This is a genomic window from Pseudomonas sp. RU47, from assembly GCF_004011755.1.
Taxonomy (GTDB): Bacteria; Pseudomonadota; Gammaproteobacteria; order Pseudomonadales; family Pseudomonadaceae; genus Aquipseudomonas.
The window spans coordinates 622,187-640,196 of sequence record NZ_CP022411.1; the positions used below are offsets into that span (position 1 = coordinate 622,187).

Sequence of the window (18,010 nt, forward strand, 5' to 3'; positions counted from 1 at the left end):
TTGCCGCTGTTGATGTGGCGCACTATACGGAGCGCCTTTTGATCTGTAAACCCCTGATTTAATTTTAATAAATCAGTTTTAAGAAAACCCGGGCTTAGAATGCAAAAAACCCGCTTTCGCGGGTTTTGTGTGAGTCTTGAAACTGATCTAGTCTCAAACTCGAAATTGGTGCCCAGAAGAAGACTCGAACTTCCACGACCGTAAGGTCACCAGCACCTGAAGCTGGCGTGTCTACCAATTTCACCATCTGGGCAGTATCGGTAACGCTTGTGCGTCGTCGATGGCGCGCACTATACGGAGCGTCTTTTTAACTGTAAACCCCTGTCAGCAAAAAATATGGTTTTTTTTACCAGCGGTGTTCAAAACGACTCCTCAGCGTCGATACAGGGCCTCTGTTGGGCCTTATAGAGTCGGAAATTTCCCGTTTCATGGCGCCTATGCCAAACTAACCCGCATATAGACAAGGTGAAAACTCTCTAATGGCCGATTGGCAGTCCCTCGATCCCGAGGCCGCTCGTGAAGCGGAAAAATATGAAAACCCTATTCCTAGCCGCGAACTGATCCTGGCGCATCTCGCCGATCGGGGTTCGCCTGCTGCCCGCGAGCAACTGGTCGAAGAGTTTGGTCTGACCACAGAAGACCAGATCGAAGCTCTGCGCCGCCGCCTTCGCGCCATGGAACGCGACGCACAACTGATCTACACCCGTCGCGGTACGTACGCGCCGGTCGACAAGCTCGACCTGATCCTTGGCCGCATCAGTGGTCACCGTGACGGGTTCGGCTTCCTGGTGCCGGACGACGGCAGCGACGACCTGTTCATGAGCCCGGCGCAAATGCGTCTGGTATTCGACGGCGACCGTGCGCTGGCCCGTGTTTCCGGCCTCGACCGTCGCGGTCGCCGCGAAGGCGTGATCGTTGAAGTGGTTTCGCGTGCTCACGAAACCATCGTCGGTCGCTACTTCGAAGAGGGCGGCATCGGTTTCGTCGTTGCCGACAATCCGAAGATCCAGCAAGAAGTGCTGGTGACGCCGGGCCGCAACGCCAACGCGCAGATCGGTCAGTTCGTCGAGGTGAAAATCACCCACTGGCCGACGCCGCGCTTCCAGCCGCAAGGCGATGTGGTCGAAGTGGTCGGCAACTACATGGCGCCGGGCATGGAAATCGACGTTGCCCTGCGCACCTACGATATCCCGCACGTCTGGCCTGAAGCGGTTCTGAAAGAAGCCGCCAAGCTGAAGCCGGAAGTCGAAGAAAAAGACAAAGAGAAGCGCGTCGACCTGCGCCATCTGCCGTTCGTCACCATCGATGGCGAAGATGCCCGCGACTTCGACGACGCTGTTTATTGCGAAGCCAAACCGGGCAAGCTGCGCCTGTTCTCCGGCGGCTGGAAGTTGTACGTGGCGATTGCCGACGTTTCCAGTTACGTGAAGATCGGCTCGGCGCTGGATAACGAAGCGCAAGTGCGCGGCAATTCGGTGTACTTCCCCGAGCGCGTCGTGCCGATGTTGCCTGAGCAGTTGTCCAACGGCCTGTGCTCGCTGAATCCGCACGTCGATCGTCTGGCCATGGTTTGCGAGATGACCATCTCCAAGTCCGGCGAAATGACCGACTACTGCTTCTATGAAGCGGTGATCCATTCCCACGCTCGTCTGACTTACAACAAAGTCAGCGCGATGCTGGAAACGCCGAAAATCACCGAAGCGCGTCAGCTTCGCGGTGAGTACAACGACGTTCTGCCGCACCTCAAACAGCTTTATGCGCTGTACAAGGTACTGCTGGCTGCTCGTCACGTACGTGGCGCGATCGATTTCGAAACGCAGGAAACCCGAATCATCTTCGGTACCGAGCGCAAGATTGCCGAAATCCGTCCGACCACCCGCAACGACGCGCACAAGCTGATCGAAGAATGCATGCTGGCGGCCAACGTGGCCACCGCCGAATTCCTCAAGAAGCACGAAATTCCTGCGCTGTACCGCGTCCACGATGGCCCGCCACCGGAGCGTCTGGAAAAATTGCGTGCGTTCCTTGGCGAGCTCGGTCTGTCCCTGCACAAAGGCAAGGACGGCCCGTCGCCGAAGGACTATCAGGCCTTGCTGGCGAGCATCAAGGACCGTCCGGATTTCCACCTGATCCAGACTGTGATGCTGCGTTCGCTGAGCCAGGCGGTGTACAGCGCTGACAATCAGGGCCACTTTGGCCTGAATTACGAAGCCTATACCCACTTCACTTCGCCGATCCGTCGTTATCCGGACCTGCTGACGCACCGCGCGATCCGCAGCGTGATCCATTCGAAACAGGACACCCCGCACGTTCGTCGTGCCGGTGCGATGACCATTCCGAAGGCGCGCATTTACCCGTACGACGAAGCGGCACTGGAGCAACTCGGCGAGCAATGCTCGATGAGCGAGCGCCGTGCTGACGAAGCGACCCGCGACGTAGTGAACTGGCTCAAGTGCGAGTTCATGAAGGATCGCGTAGGCGAATCGTTCCCGGGCGTGATCACCGCAGTGACCGGTTTTGGTCTGTTCGTCGAACTGACCGATATCTACGTCGAAGGCCTGGTGCACGTCACCGCGCTGCCGGGCGATTACTACCACTTCGATCCTGTGCATCACCGTCTGGCGGGCGAGCGCACCGGTCGCAGCTTCCGCCTCGGCGATACCGTTGAAGTACGCGTGATGCGCGTTGACCTCGACGAACGCAAGATCGACTTCGAGATGGCCGAAAAAACCATCAGCGCGCCGATCGGTCGCAAAAAACGTGGCGCCGAAACCGCTGCGCCTGCTGCCAAGGCTTCGGAAGAAAAGGCTCCGGCAAAAACCGCCAGCCGTCGTCCGGTCAAGGAAAAGGCTGCCGAAGCCTATCGCCCTAGCGATGCCGTGGCGAAGAACGCCGAGCTGCGCAAAAGCCGTGAAATGAAGAAAGCGCTGCTTTCCGATGCCAAAAACGGTGGTAAAGCGGCGTCCGGGGGAAAGACCGGACGGTCGGCGCCTGAAAAGGCCTCCGGCGGCAAGCCAGCCAAACCGAGCAAACACCGTAAAGGCCCGCCAAAAGCGGGTTCTGCTCCAGCCAAAAGTGGCGGGGCACGTAAACCGAAGGCGAAGTCATGAGTCAGTTGGAAAAAATCTACGGCGTTCACGCGGTAGAAGCGTTGCTGCGTCACCACCCGAAACGCGTCAAGCAGATCTGGCTGGCGGAAAGCCGCAACGATCCGCGCGTGCAGACCCTGGTTGAACTGGCTAATGAAAATCGCGTTCAGGTAGGTCAGGCCGAGCGTCGCGAAATGGACGCTTGGGTTGAAGGCGTGCATCAGGGCGTGGTCGCGGAAGTCAGCCCGAGCCAGGTCTGGGGCGAAGCCATGCTCGACGAGCTGCTCGATCGCACTGAAGGCGCGCCGCTGTTGTTGGTGCTCGACGGTGTGACCGACCCGCACAACCTCGGCGCTTGCCTGCGCTCGGCCGATGCGGCCGGTGCGCTGGCGGTGATCGTGCCGAAAGACAAATCGGCAACTTTGACGCCGGTCGTGCGTAAAGTCGCTTGCGGCGCGGCGGAAGTGATTCCGCTGGTGGCGGTGACCAACCTCGCCCGTACCCTGGAAAAACTTCAGCAGCGCGGTCTGTGGATCGTCGGCACGGCAGGTGAGGCCGAGGTCAGCATTTATGACCAGGATCTGACCGGGCCGACCATCCTGATCATGGGCGCTGAAGGCAAAGGCATGCGTCGCCTGACTCGCGAACACTGCGATTATCTGGTGAAGCTGCCGATGGCCGGTAGCGTCAGCAGTCTCAACGTCTCCGTAGCCACTGGCGTTTGCCTGTTTGAAGCACAGCGTCAGCGCGGCGCTAAAGCCAAGGCTGCCGCGAAGAAGTAGTCTTGAGCTGAAAGCGGTTCAAATGTGGGAGCGAGCCTGCTCGCGAAAGGGGTGTGTCAGACGACATTAATGTTGCCTGATGTATCGCATTCGCGAGCAGGCTCGCTCCCACAGTGTTTTGTGGTGTGGCATAAATGGGTGGTTGTTCAAATAATCACCAATTGCCTTGCACCTCTTCTGTCCCTTCTCTACAATTGCGCCCCTTGCTGTGACGGCAGGCACGCATGTGCCCCGCGCCAGCAAGTCCATAAGTGTCATTCACTCCTTGTCTGACCGTTTTTGAGCGGCAGGCTACAACCCGTAAGGAGCATTCATGCGTCATTACGAAATCATCTTTCTGGTCCACCCGGATCAGAGCGAGCAAGTCGGCGGCATGGTTGAGCGTTACACCAAGCTGATCGAAGAAGACGGCGGCAAAATCCACCGTCTGGAAGATTGGGGCCGTCGTCAACTGGCCTACGCAATCAACAATGTTCACAAGGCTCACTACGTGATGCTGAACGTTGAGTGCACTGGCAAGGCCCTGGCCGAGCTGGAAGACAACTTCCGCTACAACGATGCAGTGATCCGTAACCTGGTCATCCGTCGCGACGAAGCCGTAACTGGCCAGTCCGAGATGCTCAAGGCTGAAGAAAACCGCAGTGAGCGCCGTGAGCGTCGCGATCGTCCTGAGCACGAAGGCGTTGAAAGCGCTGAAGGCGAAGAGAACGACAGCGATAACGCTGACGAGTAATCCACGGACCTTATTAAGGAGCCTATCAAATGGCACGTTTCTTCCGTCGTCGTAAATTCTGCCGTTTCACCGCTGAAGACGTGAAAGAGATCGATTACAAAGATCTCAACACTCTGAAAGCCTACGTATCCGAGACCGGCAAAATCGTTCCAAGCCGCATCACCGGTACCAAAGCTCGTTATCAGCGTCAGCTGGCCACCGCTATCAAGCGCGCCCGCTTCCTGGCCCTGCTGGCCTACACCGACAGCCACGGCCGCTGAGACCGGGCAGTCGACAAGTAGCAAAGGATTGAATGCATGCGTGCCTTAGCTGAGTTCATCATGCGAGGCCGTATGCAGGCCACTCTCGTGGTGGCCGGATGTGCAACATTGCCGTTGTTGTATTGGTTGGGCGCTGCCGCGGGGAGCCTTGTGCTGCTGCGGCGCGGACTGACGGACGCCCTGGGTGTTCTGTCTCTGGGGCTGCTGCCGGCATTGATCTGGTGGCTGTATGCCGATGACCCACGGGCACTTCTGGTGCTGCTGGGGTCTTCGGGACTTGCGTTGGTTTTGCGCGCAAGTGAGTCCTGGGTCCGCACGCTGCTGGTCAGCGTAGTGATTGGAGTGGTGTTTTCAGTGGTGCTCGGGGCCGCGTTTGCGGCCCAGATCGAGATGCTCGCGCAGGCCTTGATAAAGGTCATGCCGGCGCTTCTTGGTGAGACTTACAAGCAATTGTCGGTCGATGAGCAAGCGCGTTTCGCGTCCCTGATTGCACCGGTCCTGACCGGACTGATTGCGGCTTTGTTGCAAATCGTCAGCGTGCTGAGCCTGATTGTCGGGCGGCATTGGCAGGCGTTGTTGTACAACCCGGGTGGTTTTGGTCGCGAGTTTCGCGCCATCCGGATCCCGCTGGGGCCGGCGATGTTACTGCTGGCGTTGATGCTTCTGGGCCCGAATCTCGGTGCACAGATGGCCATGTTGACGCCGTTGTGCAGTGTACCGCTGGTGTTCGCCGGACTCGCCCTGATTCACGGGCTGGTCGGGCAGAAGCGACTGGCCGGTTTCTGGCTGGTGGGGTTGTACGTCACGCTGCTGTTGTTCATGCAGCTGATCTATCCGTTGCTCGTGGTCCTGGCCATTGTCGACAGCCTGATTGATTTTCGCGGTCGTCACGTGTCGAAAGACACCGATAACGCGAACGGTGAAGGTTAAAAGTTAAGAGGATTTCCACATGCAACTGATCCTTCTGGAAAAAATCGCCAACCTGGGCAACCTGGGCGACAAAGTAAACGTTAAGGCCGGTTACGGCCGTAACTACCTGCTGCCTTTCGGCAAGGCTACCGCTGCGACCGCTGCCAACCTGGCTGCGTTCGAAGAGCGTCGTGCCGAGCTGGAAAAAGCTGCCGCAGACCGTAAAGCATCGGCTGAAAGCCGTGCTGCCCAACTGGCCGAGCTGGAAGTGACCATCACTGCCACCGCTGGCGACGAAGGCAAGCTGTTCGGTTCGATCGGTACTCACGACATCGCTGACGCACTGACCGCCTCCGGCGTTGAAGTTGCGAAAAGCGAAGTTCGTCTGCCGAACGGCACCATCCGCAACGTGGGTGAATTCGACGTGGCTGTGCACCTGCACGCCGAAGTTGAAGCCACCGTACGCGTTGTCGTGGTAGCAGCTTAAGCAACACTGATCGGCTGGCGGCTTGTCCGTCAGACGGTTAACATCGGGCACGATCCTGTTTACAGGTCGTGCCCTTTGTCTTTCTGAACTCCCCGTTTTTCCAAACAACACAAGTGGCCATGAACGATATCTCCGCTCCCGAGCAATACGATCTGCAAACCGCTGCCCTGAAGGTGCCGCCGCATTCCATCGAAGCCGAACAGGCTGTACTCGGTGGTCTGATGCTGGACAACAACGCCTGGGAGCGCGTGCTCGATCAAGTCTCCGACGGCGATTTCTATCGACATGACCACCGTCTGATCTTCCGTGCGATCGCCAAGCTGGCCGATCAGAACATGCCAATCGACGTCGTGACCCTGTCCGAGCAACTGGACAAGGAAGGTCAGACTTCGCAAGTGGGTGGCCTCGGTTACCTCGGCGAGCTGGCAAAAAACACGCCGTCCGTCGCCAACATCAAGGCCTATGCGCAGATCGTTCGCGAACGAGCGACCTTGCGCCAGTTGATCGGCATCAGTACCGAGATCGCTGACAGCGCCTTCAATCCTGAAGGTCGTACTGCCGCCGAGATTCTTGATGAGGCCGAACGGCAGATCTTCCAGATTGCCGAGGCCCGGCCTAAAACCGGCGGCCCGGTAGGTGTGAACGATTTGCTGACCAAGGCCATCGACCGCATCGACACCTTGTTCAACACTGACAACGCCATCACTGGCCTGTCCACCGGCTACACCGACCTCGACGAGAAGACCAGCGGCCTGCAGCCGTCCGACTTGATCATCGTCGCCGGCCGTCCATCGATGGGTAAAACCACCTTCGCGATGAACCTGGTGGAAAACGCCGTGTTGCGCAGCGAGAAGGCGGTTCTGGTGTACTCCCTCGAGATGCCAGGTGAATCGCTGATCATGCGTATGCTCTCCTCGCTGGGCCGCATCGACCAGACCAAAGTGCGTTCCGGTCAACTCGAAGACGATGACTGGCCGCGCCTGACCTCGGCAGTCAACCTGCTCAACGATCGCAAGCTGTTCATCGATGACACTGCCGGTATCAGCCCGTCGGAAATGCGTGCGCGGACCCGGCGTCTGGTGCGTGAACACGGCGACGTCGGCCTGATCATGATCGACTACCTGCAACTGATGCAGATCCCCGGTTCCAGCGGTGACAACCGTACCAACGAAATTTCCGAGATCTCGCGATCCCTGAAAGCGCTGGCCAAGGAATTCAACTGCCCGGTGGTGGCGCTGTCGCAGCTCAACCGCTCCCTGGAACAACGTCCGAACAAGCGTCCAGTGAACTCCGACTTGCGGGAATCCGGAGCGATCGAGCAGGACGCCGACGTCATCATGTTCGTGTATCGCGACGAGGTGTATCACCCCGAAACCGAGCACAAGGGCATCGCCGAAATCATCATCGGCAAGCAGCGTAACGGCCCGATCGGTTTTATCCGCCTGGCGTTTATCGGCAAGTACACCCGCTTCGAAAACCTCGCACCGGGCAGCTACAACTTCGACGACGACGAGTAAAGGCTGGCCGAATCCCGTCGGCCAGCACTCGCCTCATTCAGTTACGAACGGGTGCCAGCGGCGTTTTCATCACTGCCGCTGGCCGTGTATTGCGCCAGTTCCTCGCGGCTCAGTTTGTCGATCAGGGCCGCCTCTTCAATCATCCACTCAGCCTGCATCGCTTTCGATTGGGCGTCGTAATCGTCGAACGACAATTCTTTTGCCTCAAATGACGCGTCGAGAGCCGCCTGCCGGTCCTGAAACGGCTGACGCTGAGTTTCGAAGGTTTCCTGATATTTATGGGTCAGGTATTTTTGCCAGAACTCCCTCGACACCAATGCCTGAAACTCCTCGACTGAATTATCCCGCGCAATGACCGTTTGATAAGCGTTTTCCAATTGCGTTTTGGAGACGCCGGCGAGATGCGAGAAACCCATTTTTTCCGGTTGCCCAGGCAACTGCAGGCGGTCTTTCAGGCCGTGGCGATAGAACAGCCTGATTTCGATTTCTTCCGGCACATGTGGCGGTGGCAGGTTCGCGGCCTCATGGGGCGTTCTCGCCGCGGTAATTGCTGCTTCGCGTTGCGCGATGTCCGCCGAGGCGACTTTGTCGACCTCGTGCAAGCGGAACAAGGCCCTGGACAGCTTGAACAGTTCAGGCCCCTGAGCTTTGTCGCTGGCTCGGGCTACAGCGTTGTGCATCATTGATATGACTTCGAGGTTGGTAAAGGTAAACGCCGCCCGATCACAACAGGCCGCTTCGCCCGCGCGATCGAACACGTCGTTGCGCAAACGTTCGGACTGCGGCGTGTTTTCGGTGATGCTGTCGATCAGCCTCCAGACTCGTCCCTGAAGTTCGTGGTGACCGGTGGGAGTGTCCAGCAGGCGTTCCAGCGTGTTGAACAAACCGTCCGAGCGCGATTGGTCGCGCAGGGTTTGCCATTGACGCCTGCGACTGGCTACTTGATCGTCGGCGAATCCCGCTGTCCAGCGCTTCATCGGATCATTCCTGATCCAGCGCAAGGGCGCAGGACGTACGATGGCTGTACTGATGATGTTCCTTGGGCCTGTCAGCGGTGTTCCGGCTGCTCTCAGGCGATTTTGGTATTGAAACAGGCGGGCGTCTGTCGCGTCCGACAGTGGATTGTTCGAAATGTCGGTGATGTTGTTGATGCGCACCGTGTTGGCCAATTGATCATTCGGCGGCGCGATGACAGCGTCGGGAATTTCCGTGATGCGGTTGCTGTTCAGTTCGATGGTATCCAGCCGCGGCTGATGGATGAGGCCAGAGGGAAAGGTGTCGATTCCTGTGTGGGCCAGACTGACAGACCGCAGGTCGACGATCTGGCTCATATCCGGGACGATGCCCAGTTGCCGGTTTCCCTGCAGCTCCAATGCTCGCAAGGTGGTGCGGCTTGCTAGAACGCGGGCAGTGTCGGCGGTGAGGGTGATGTGATTTCTTTCCAGAGACAGTCGCGTCAGGCCATGCATTTCGCCAATGGCCGGGGGGAGTTCGCGCAGTTGATTTAGTCCCAGATCCAGCCAGCGTATGTGGCGAAAGCGCGTCAGGAAACCCTCCGGAGACGTGCTCAGGTGCATATTGACGAGTTTGAGTGAGCCGACGTGAGTGAAGTCGACGTCTATGTCCGGCAGACTTGGCAGCCGCAGATTGCTGAGATCGAGTTCCAGGCCGATGGGAGTACCGTCATGGGCGTGAGCTTGCGGCCCCTCTCTTCTCCAGCAACTGATGATCTTGTTGCTGGCCGTGACCCGATCAGCCCGGGTCTGCGCATTGAGCGCCAGCTGGTCGGCGCGAATATACCCGCCCAGATTGCCCCCTCCGGAAAAAACCCAATCGTCGAGCTGGCGTTTCAGTACTTTGAATTCTCGTTCGAGACTGCGCACCTTGATAACTACGGTGTCCGCGTCGAGGCTCCACAGGTATTCCCTGCACTGCTTCATGTTCTTGCCTGGAAACAGCCGTTGGTAACGCCGGGCAACGGAGTTGTCGCTATCGAAGTTGGTGTGAGTCAGCAGTTCGGGAGCAACTGCACTGACGCGCCGCCAAAAGTCATCGAACTTCTTCCCGTAACCGGCTGCAAAGCGGTTGCCATCGAGTTGGGTCGCGGCGTTGACCCGGGCGATCGCCAACAGTTGCTCCGCGGGTGGATCAAGGAAGGTCGGCGGTACTTCCTTCAAGCGATTGTTGCTTAGATCCACAATGATCAGATCGGGCTTGTCCTGCAATCCGCTCGGCCACTGCTCGATGCCTGTGTTATTGAGCAGCACCTGCCTCAGCCTGGACATACCGCTGAAATCCGGCGTCGAACCGAGGGCCGGATTGTTGCCCAGGTTGATCGCCTCGAGCTGGCTCAGGGTACTGAATATCGCCGCGCTGTCCTTCGTCAATTGCAGACGATTATTGACCAGATCCAGGTTGACCAGGTTATGCATGGCAGAGATGGGGGCGGGCAGAGCTTCAAGCCCGCAATGATTGATCACCAAGCGTTCCAGATTGGGGAAAGCGGACAGGAAAATGTCGGCGTCGCCCGACCAGGCAGCGGTGTTGATAAACAGCGATTTGACATGACTGAAGTCGGCATTGAGCGGCGGCAGTGGCGCTTTGTTCAACGACAGCCTCAGCGTGTGCGTTGAATCCAGCCAACAGGCTCTGGTGATATCCGCGACACGGCGCGCCTGGATTCTGGCCGGTGTGTCTGCGCCTGACGAGTCGGCCTTGCTGCCGTTGACGTAGCTGTCAAGCTGAGCCTCCAGCGAGTCCAGCGCTGCGACTCGTCGTGCCAGTTGCGCTTTACCGTCTTCATCCAGAGCGAGGAGAAATACGCGCAACTGCTTTGGGTCTTTATTGGGGTAGACCCGCTGCGCGCTGGCTGTCTCGGGCATGTCGCTGGGGAGTCTGAATGCATCGGCGGCGGCGTTGTTGCCCAGCTCCGGTTGATCGGTTGCCACGCGTTGCCAAAACCCTTCAAGTTTTGTCCAGTAGCCGGGCGGGAACGGATTGCTCTCCAACAGTGTGACGATGTTGATTCGGGCGAGCGCTTCGAACTGATCGGCTGGCGGATTGAGGTTCGCCTCTGGGACCGCGGTCAGACGGTTGTTGCGCAAGTCCAGATGCGTCAGCCGGGTCTGGCTGAGCAGACCTGCTGGCCACTGATCCAATTGTGCGTTGCTCAGGTTCAGCGTCTTGAGGTTTGGCATCCCGGAGAAATCAGGTGATTTACCCAATGGGTTACCTGACAGGTCGAGGTGCTTGAGATTGCCCAGCGAGCTCAGTTCTGCCGCTGCTCGTTCATCAAGGGCGATACGGTTCGTACTCAGGTCCAGGCTGTGCAGGTTGGGCATCTGTGCAATGGCTGTCGGCACGGCACTTAGGGTTGATCCGCTGATATGCAGACCTTCCAGACCGGAGAAGTTGCCGAGCAATGTACTGGCGGAGTCTGACCAGGCGACCGATTGCAATGTCAGGTGCCGAACATGGCTGAAATCCGCTTTCAGCGCCGGCAGTGGGCCGTTCCCGGCTTCGAGCCAGAGAATGTCGCCGCTCTGATGACGCCAGCAGCGCTTGAGACTTTGGGCGACCTGCTGCGCGTGGCTGGGCGAAACACTGGGGGGCGACGCGCTGACGGATTGCCGCAGCCAGGCATCCAGTTCGATCTTGAGGGATTTGTAGGCGTTTTCGCGATGGGTCAAACCGCCGGTGACATCATCTCCCAAGGACTCGATAAAGCGGCCGAGTTCTTCATCGGTGTGGTCCGGAAACAGTTTTTTTGCGCGCGATTGCGGACTGCGTAACCGGTTGAGCGCCTTAGACAGCCAGTCCCGTATTCCGGGGCCGGCAGAAGCATCTGTGCTATCGCCGCGCTTCATTCCTCCGGCCCCGGCCACGGTGGTCCCCACCCAGCCTTGTATGGCGTCGAAAACGATCGGTTCCGACCGGCCCGGGCGAGTCGCGACATACACGTTGGCGCTGTCGCTGGCGACGGGGTCGTCGCTGCGTACGATGCGCATCACGTTGGCCAGTGGGGTCGAGGCGTCCGGGTCGTGTAGAACCTGATAGGCATGGTTGTCGATCAACGCATACAGTTTGCCGTCGAGGCGATGGAGCCCATCGCTGTCGGGGTCTAAGTGGTTGAAAGCGAGCGGTGTGCGAAACGGTGCCAGACGGGTATCGCTCAGGGGAAAGGTGATCGGTTCGAAGTCGTCCAGCCTGTGCCACCGCCCACTGTCTGGATCGCGCAGCAGAGCGGGGCCGGAAGGCTTCGATTCGCTGGACAGCCTCGCCCGGAACAGACCGCTGTCGGCATCCTTGGCGACTTGCACGGTCCCGACATCGACCACGTCGACATAGGGGCGTCCTTTGTAGATCCTGAAACCCTCGGCATTCGCCGCCGGCAAGCCAACAGGTGCCATGACCCGGTAGTGCTCCAGCGGCGGATCGACAGGGCGCGCCGTTTCGGCGGGTGACGGGGAAGGGTGAACAGTGACCGTGGGCACCGGCGTAATCGCATCGAGGTCAGCGTCGTCCGTCGGCCGGAAGGTGCGTGGCGGCGGACCGATCTCGCTGAAGGTTTCAAAGCCCGGACGCACTGTCGTATCGGCGCGCGCAGGGGGCACGTCTGGCGAGGGTGTGGGTCGAACGTGTGTGTCGTTGGAGGGGGTGCCTTTGCCCGGCAATTTGATTGGCATTTCGTACTTTCCTTGTAGTCGCCAGCAACTCTCGCAGACCGGAGTTGCTGGCGTATTCGGCGTCATTGCCTGATTGGAGGTGTTAGCGGATCGCCGCTGTCGCGTCGCTGGCCAGAGCAAAAATCTTCCGTGCGGTCTTGCCATCGAAGGTCTGGCGCCAGATCGCGACATGCGGCAGGCCGGCCTGTTCGTCGCGGCGCTGGGACTCGATGCCGCGCCTGCTCTGTTCGAGGGTTTTCAGATGGCTGCCCCTGATGGTGAAATTCAGCGGCTCGCTGTCGTGTTTGTCGTAGTGAAAGTGCGCTTCCCATAACGGCGCATTGTCAACGTGATCGCGGATCGAATAGACGTCGAGAAACGACTTGTCCCGGCCTTTGCCCAGCTGTTTGCGATCAACCGTTTTGACGGCACTCAGCTCAGCGTGATCGATCAGATAATTCAGCCGCAAAATGTCCAGCACGTCCTTGTTCTTGTACATCCGCACCAGCACGCTTTGGCCGTGTGCGGACAATGTGTCTGCGGCCGTTTGCAGGCGTTCGGCCAAGTTCTGGATCTCGGCATCCCCGGCCGCGCTTTCGAGGTTTTGCAGGCGGCGTGCCTGCTCGTTGAGCGGGTCGATGGCTTTTTCCAGGTCTTCAAGAATTTCCGTCGGATTGTCTTTAGCGGCTTCTCTGGCCCGCGCTTCGGCACTGTGCTTTTCAACATCAACCAATAAACGATTGGCCTCGGCGATCAGTTCCGGTCGCGGAGTGCTGACAATGGGCGGACGAACAGGCAGCCATTCACCGTGCCTTTTCTCGTATCGCTCGGCCGGGCCATTTGGTCTGAGCGGGTTGGAGACCTTGATGATGGTGCTGCCATCCGTGGCGGTTTCCGTCTCGCCGACGAGGATTCTCGAAGTGCCGTGCCGGCGGGTGCTGAACACTTTTCTCGGCGCTGCCGGGCGGGCTGTCGCGCTGTCGCCTGGTTGTTGTGGAAGGAAGTTGATGTCGATGTCTTGATCCCGGCTGGGGAGCTCGGCATTGCGATCAAACGTAGCCAGGAGCTCGTTCAGTCGTGTTTCGATTCTGCGCTCGATGGGGTCCGTCAGAGCGAGGATTTCTCTGGCGTACTCGGCTTTGACATGGTCTGCCGACAACCAGGCTTCAAAGCGGCCTCTGTCTCCTCGCAGGTGATCAAGGGTCAGCATCAACGCCAGCGGTTGCGTGCCTGCCGGTATGTTTTCCAGGTCGCCGGAGAACAGATCGATGGAGGAGAGCGAAGGCATGGTCGCGTTTGGCGAGTGGTCCGGCGTGCCCGCAAACAGGTGTACGTACAGACTCAACTTGTTGAAGTTGACACGCTCGGCCGTGGGCACTTCCTGGCTGAGTTCTTCAAGTCTGGGGGCCGCCCCGGGGGACGCTTTTCTGATCTGCCCCATCACCGCATCCCGATCCTCCAGAAGCTTCAGTTTCTTGTTCAGGTGAGTGATCATCTTTTTGCAGGTTTCGGCGTTCAGCGTCTCGAACATCGGCGAGACCCGCAAATCCATCAGCGCCATGAGCCGGTTCAGGTAACTCACTCGATCGAGCCGGAAGGTGTGCAGTTCCTCCTTGAATGCGCCGCCGGCCTTTAAATGAACCATCCAGTCCTTGTTGTCGACGAGTGACTGGACGAAGTCCGTCTGCTTTTTGATGTGCTTGAGCAAATGGACTTCAATGGCGATCAAGGCTGCCGTCTGCGCTGAGCTGGCAGTGGGCAAAGCGCGTGCCTGACTGTAGAGGCTGTTATACCGGGCAGCTGACTCGACAAGTTCCTTGTGAACTGCAGCGAAGGGTGCATAGCGCTGCAACAGAATCGCCAGGTTTGCTTGAACCCTGTCCCCACGACGCATGCCCCCCATCAATCCAGTGGCAACAAATGCCCAGCTGTTTTGCGCGTCACGCGTGATGGCTCGTGATTCGCCGCTACGGCTGGCGTGATAGATATTTTCGCTGTCATTTGCCACGGGGTCTTTGGCGTTGACGATGCGCCATACCTTCTGCACTGGCGTAGATGCATCCGTATCGAGCATGACCTGATACGCATGGCCGTGGATAACCGTGTAGCGTTTGCCATCGTGTCGAAACAAGCCGTCGCCGTCGGGTGCGCTCGTGCTGAAATCCAGATCCGAGCGAAAGACATGCAGGTCGGGATCGGTCAGCGGCACGGTAGTAATTTGGCGATCATCGACGGCATGCCAAAGTCCGCTGTCGGCGTGGCGCAGCAGCATTGGACCGGAAGGCAGTCGCTCGCTGGCCAGTCTGGCCCGATACAGGCCCGTGTCAGCGTCCACTGCGACCAGCACGATGCCGCCATCGACCATGTCGACATAGCGGCGGCCCTTGTGCGTTCTGAATCCGCTGGCGTCGACAGCAGGCAACGATGCCGACGCAGCCATTCGATAATGTTCGATCGGCTGCTGCACGGATACCTGGTTTTCAGCGTGAGGCGTTGCCGGTTGAATCTTGATGGGCGGGGCCGGGCTGATGGTGTCCGGGTCGTTATCCGAGCCTGTTTTACCCGGCCGCGCCGGCTCTGCGCCCCGGCTTGAGCCGACGCTGATCGTGCTGTCGAGGTGCGGCGTCGGTGTCTCCGGTGTTTGATTCGGACGCGTATGGACGTCGACCGAAACGGTGCCTTTGACGGGCGTTTTTGTAGCCATGGTTATCATCCTTGAATGGTTGTCCCCGGGTGTTGGCCCAGAGACAGGCGTCGTTAGGCTTCCTGCCTTCGGACAAGTTTGCTTGTTCAGTCGCGCTCCTGGTTCAGGTGGCCAGTTCGAAGATTCTCTGAGCGGTTCTGCTGTCGATATCCTCACGCCAGATTTTCACGTGCGTGCGTCCGGCCTGTTCGTCCCTGCGCTGGGACGACGTACCAAGCCTGTTTTGCTGGCGAGTCTTGAGGTGACCGCGCTTTGCCTGAAAGTCCGCTAAAGGGCTGTCCTTCTGTGCGTAGTGGAAGTGCGCGTACCACAGCACCGTGCCGGACTGACTGTCGTTCAGCGTGTAGACGTCGAGAAATTCCTTTTTGTTGCCCTTGCCCAGCGGTATCCGGCTCTGCGTGCGAGTGGCGCTCAGATGCCCGTGGCGGATCAGATACGCCACGCGGTCGTTGCTCAGGTAGTCGGGGTCTTTGTAGAGCCGCACACGAATGTTTTCACCCTCCTGGAGCAGGCGCTGACTGTCGTGGTGCAGGCGTTGCACCAGCGCGGAGATGTCACTGGCGGCGGGATTTGGCGCTTGTTCGATTTGCCGGGCGAGATCGTCCAGTTCGTCGGCCCGGCCAGTCAGAAATTCGACGATACCGCTGGCGTTGCGTTTGGCCTTCTCATCGCGCCATGCGCTATTCAAATGCGCTTCGGATTGTTCCAGGTGCTGCCGCGCCTGAGCAGTCAGCGTCGACAGGTTTCTTTCTTGCCTGGCCATCTGCCGACGCCATTCGCCCTCCCGGCGTTCGTAGGTTTGCAGGACCTCTGTCGGGTCATGCGGGTTCATCACATCGATCAAGTCTTCACCCGCCGCCGTACGACGTGGCCGTCCGACCCGGATCTTGTAGATCCCGTGGTGCTTGCTGCGGAACATTTTTCTCGGTGCCGCCGCTTGCGGGCTCTGGCCCTGTGCCGGGATGAAATCGAAATCGATCGGTTGTTCGTGGGGTGGCAGCGCGGGAGTGGTTTCCTGCTCCTGATGGTAGCGATCCAGATGCTGTTCCAGCGTGTGCTCGAAATGTTCTATGGCTTCGATGATTTCACTGCGTGAGCTGGCGTGTTGCAGGCCGGGGGGCAGTGGCAGATTTTCGTACGAGGCTTTGACGGCCGACGTCTGATCCAGCAAGTCACTGAGCACTGAAATTCGCGCATGCTGGGGAATTTCCTTGAGCGCACGAAAGGCAAAGGTCACTTCACCGAAACAGAACGCAAGGTATCTGGCACTGGCATTGCTGATATCGACAGACGCATCCGCATCGACGAACAGGCGGCTTTTGGCGTAGATCCAGAAGGCAACATTTTCGTGCAGATCGATCGGATCGTAGACCGTGCCTTGCAAGTCCTCGGGTGACAGGCGCCACTTGTGCAAGAGTTCATCGGCGATTTCCTGACGCTTTTTGAGGATCTCCAGTTTGTTCGACAAATGGGCTGCCACGGCCGCGTGGTCGGCAACCGGGCCGCCGAAAATCGGCCCGTCCAGCAACTTTCGCGAATCGCTGGCGATCATCAGCTGGTTGTAGGTCAGCATGCGCCCCTTTTGCAGCACGATGATCTTTTCCCGGTAAGCGACACGCCCCAGGATCGAGACGATGCGTTCCTTTTCGTCGGTGTGCAGGTCGAGGTTTTTTTCCAGTAGCGCCAGCTCCCGCCGATGATGTTCTTCGAGGCGCGCCAAATGGGCGCGCTCACCTTCTTTGCCCTTCAACGCTTGCCAGTGGTGGTGCAACTGCTCTCCCGTGGTCATGGCCTGATTGAATTGCAGTTCCAGCGTCTGTAACTCGAACGTCAGGTCAGCCGCGCGCAGGGCATCCGCCTGATTCGCTCGTCGACGCATGCCTGCCGTGCCGCCCACCAGCGTCCCCACCCAGCCGCGCTGCTCATCAAAGACAATCGGCTCGGATCTTCCCGCACGTGTACCGACGTAAACGTTGGCAGGGTCGGCAGCCACGGGGTCTTCGGGGCGAACGATGCGCATGACCGGCAATGCTGGCGAGGAGGCGTCAAGGTCATGCAGCGCCTGGTAACTCTGATCGCCGATCACTGCGTAGAGTTTGCCGCCGTAACGATACAGTCGGTCCCGGCCGACCTGGACGCCGGTAAAGTCCAGATCGGTCGCAAAATCTTGCAGACGCGTGTCGGACAAGGGGAAGGTGATGCTTTTGCCGTCCTCCAGCGGATGCCAGAGCCCGCTCTCGCGGTCACGCATCAGCAGCGGCCCGGCAGGCGTCAGCTCGCTCGCCAGCCGGGCCCGGTAGAGACCCGATGGCGTATCCGTGACGACCTGCACAATGCCGCCGTTCGGTACATCCACGTAACGACGGCCCTTGAAGGTTCTGACGCCGTGCACATCGGGCGCCGGCAGGGACGCGGGCGCACTGATCCGGTACTGTTCAAGCGAAGGTTCCCGGGCTGACGGACGGATGGACGGAGCCGGGGCCGATGGGGTGATCCTGATCGACGGTGCCGGCCGGATCGCTTCCAGATCGGCGCCTGTCGTGAGGGGGCCCGGCACGCGTACCGTGCCGGCCGACAGGGGAATCGTCGGATGCGGCAGGTGGCCGCCCCTCGGGCTGCCGGGGCGTGGATGAACATCAACGGTGGTAGTGCCCCTGATGGGCGATTTCGGTGACATTTCTTCATCCTTGAAGGGTTGTCACATCAGCCGGCACAGGTGCCTGACTGATGAATGTTGGGTTAGAACGATGTTTTTCTGCCTGTTACGTGTTGTCGGGCATGCGCGACGCCGGTTGTAAGAGAAACCGACCATTGCCGTCGGAATTGGTCAAAATTTGTGCTATATTCCGCGCCCGCGATTTTTCA

At 59.0% G+C, this 18,010-nt stretch carries 10 protein-coding genes and 1 tRNA gene; 7 read left to right on the forward strand and 4 right to left on the reverse strand.

The window, feature by feature from the left end:
* Nucleotides 1-166: 166 nt before the first annotated feature.
* Nucleotides 167-253 (reverse strand) — tRNA-Leu (locus CCX46_RS02740).
* A 226-nt stretch (nt 254-479) separates the two neighbouring features.
* Between CCX46_RS02740 and rnr the strand changes: the two genes are divergently transcribed.
* The 7 genes from rnr to dnaB all read left to right on the forward strand — a co-directional run bounded on the left by rnr (nt 480) and on the right by dnaB (nt 7,777).
* Nucleotides 480-3,110 (forward strand): ribonuclease R, encoded by a 2,631-nt coding sequence (gene rnr, locus CCX46_RS02745; protein WP_127925617.1) that lies wholly within the window; start codon nt 480-482, stop codon nt 3,108-3,110.
* Nucleotides 3,107-3,871, forward strand: coding sequence for a 23S rRNA (guanosine(2251)-2'-O)-methyltransferase RlmB (gene rlmB, locus CCX46_RS02750; RefSeq protein ID WP_127925618.1), 765 nt, complete (start codon nt 3,107-3,109; stop codon nt 3,869-3,871). Before rnr ends, rlmB begins: the two co-directional genes overlap by 4 nt.
* 313 nt (nt 3,872-4,184) lie before the next feature.
* Nucleotides 4,185-4,604, forward strand: coding sequence for a 30S ribosomal protein S6 (gene rpsF, locus CCX46_RS02755; protein WP_127925619.1), 420 nt, complete (start codon nt 4,185-4,187; stop codon nt 4,602-4,604).
* Between the two features lie 29 nt (nt 4,605-4,633).
* Nucleotides 4,634-4,864 (forward strand): 30S ribosomal protein S18, encoded by a 231-nt coding sequence (gene rpsR, locus CCX46_RS02760; RefSeq protein ID WP_002551829.1) that lies wholly within the window; start codon nt 4,634-4,636, stop codon nt 4,862-4,864.
* A 36-nt stretch (nt 4,865-4,900) separates the two neighbouring features.
* The gene (locus CCX46_RS02765) at nt 4,901-5,794 is read left to right on the forward strand and encodes a hypothetical protein (protein WP_016983782.1); all 894 of its coding nucleotides are present in this window, start codon (nt 4,901-4,903) and stop codon (nt 5,792-5,794) included.
* A 19-nt stretch (nt 5,795-5,813) separates the two neighbouring features.
* A complete protein-coding gene (rplI, locus tag CCX46_RS02770) occupies nt 5,814-6,260 on the forward strand; it encodes a 50S ribosomal protein L9 (protein ID WP_003186385.1) in 447 nt (148 codons plus the stop codon).
* 119 nt (nt 6,261-6,379) lie between these two features.
* Nucleotides 6,380-7,777, forward strand: a complete 1,398-nt coding sequence (gene dnaB, locus CCX46_RS02775) for a replicative DNA helicase (RefSeq protein ID WP_007915846.1) — start codon at nt 6,380-6,382, stop codon at nt 7,775-7,777.
* A gap of 41 nt (nt 7,778-7,818) precedes the next feature.
* On the opposite strand, the gene CCX46_RS02780 is transcribed toward dnaB, so the two are convergent.
* From CCX46_RS02780 to CCX46_RS02790, 3 genes are all read right to left on the reverse strand, one after another.
* Nucleotides 7,819-12,462, reverse strand: coding sequence for an NEL-type E3 ubiquitin ligase domain-containing protein (locus CCX46_RS02780; protein WP_238704375.1), 4,644 nt, complete (start codon nt 12,460-12,462; stop codon nt 7,819-7,821).
* A gap of 82 nt (nt 12,463-12,544) precedes the next feature.
* A complete protein-coding gene (locus CCX46_RS02785) occupies nt 12,545-15,145 on the reverse strand; it encodes a DUF6543 domain-containing protein (protein ID WP_177413846.1) in 2,601 nt (866 codons plus the stop codon).
* Between the two features lie 103 nt (nt 15,146-15,248).
* Complete coding sequence (locus CCX46_RS02790; RefSeq protein WP_127925620.1) at nt 15,249-17,822, reverse strand: hypothetical protein; 2,574 nt, start codon at nt 17,820-17,822, stop codon at nt 15,249-15,251.
* Between the last annotated feature and the right edge of the window lie 188 nt (nt 17,823-18,010).

What these genes read in the sequence shown, in the direction of transcription:
- CCX46_RS02790 (WP_127925620.1), bottom strand. Translation starts at nt 17,822, where the DNA reads ATGTCACCGAAATCGCCCATCAGGGGCACTACCACCGTTGATGTTCAT.
- rpsF (WP_127925619.1), top strand. Translation starts at nt 4,185, where the DNA reads ATGCGTCATTACGAAATCATCTTTCTGGTCCACCCGGATCAGAGCGAG.
- rpsR (WP_002551829.1), top strand. Translation starts at nt 4,634, where the DNA reads ATGGCACGTTTCTTCCGTCGTCGTAAATTCTGCCGTTTCACCGCTGAA.
- rnr (WP_127925617.1), top strand. Translation starts at nt 480, where the DNA reads ATGGCCGATTGGCAGTCCCTCGATCCCGAGGCCGCTCGTGAAGCGGAA.
- rplI (WP_003186385.1), top strand. Translation starts at nt 5,814, where the DNA reads ATGCAACTGATCCTTCTGGAAAAAATCGCCAACCTGGGCAACCTGGGC.
- CCX46_RS02780 (WP_238704375.1), bottom strand. Translation starts at nt 12,462, where the DNA reads ATGCCAATCAAATTGCCGGGCAAAGGCACCCCCTCCAACGACACACAC.
- dnaB (WP_007915846.1), top strand. Translation starts at nt 6,380, where the DNA reads ATGAACGATATCTCCGCTCCCGAGCAATACGATCTGCAAACCGCTGCC.
- CCX46_RS02785 (WP_177413846.1), bottom strand. Translation starts at nt 15,145, where the DNA reads ATGGCTACAAAAACGCCCGTCAAAGGCACCGTTTCGGTCGACGTCCAT.
- rlmB (WP_127925618.1), top strand. Translation starts at nt 3,107, where the DNA reads ATGAGTCAGTTGGAAAAAATCTACGGCGTTCACGCGGTAGAAGCGTTG.
- CCX46_RS02765 (WP_016983782.1), top strand. Translation starts at nt 4,901, where the DNA reads ATGCGTGCCTTAGCTGAGTTCATCATGCGAGGCCGTATGCAGGCCACT.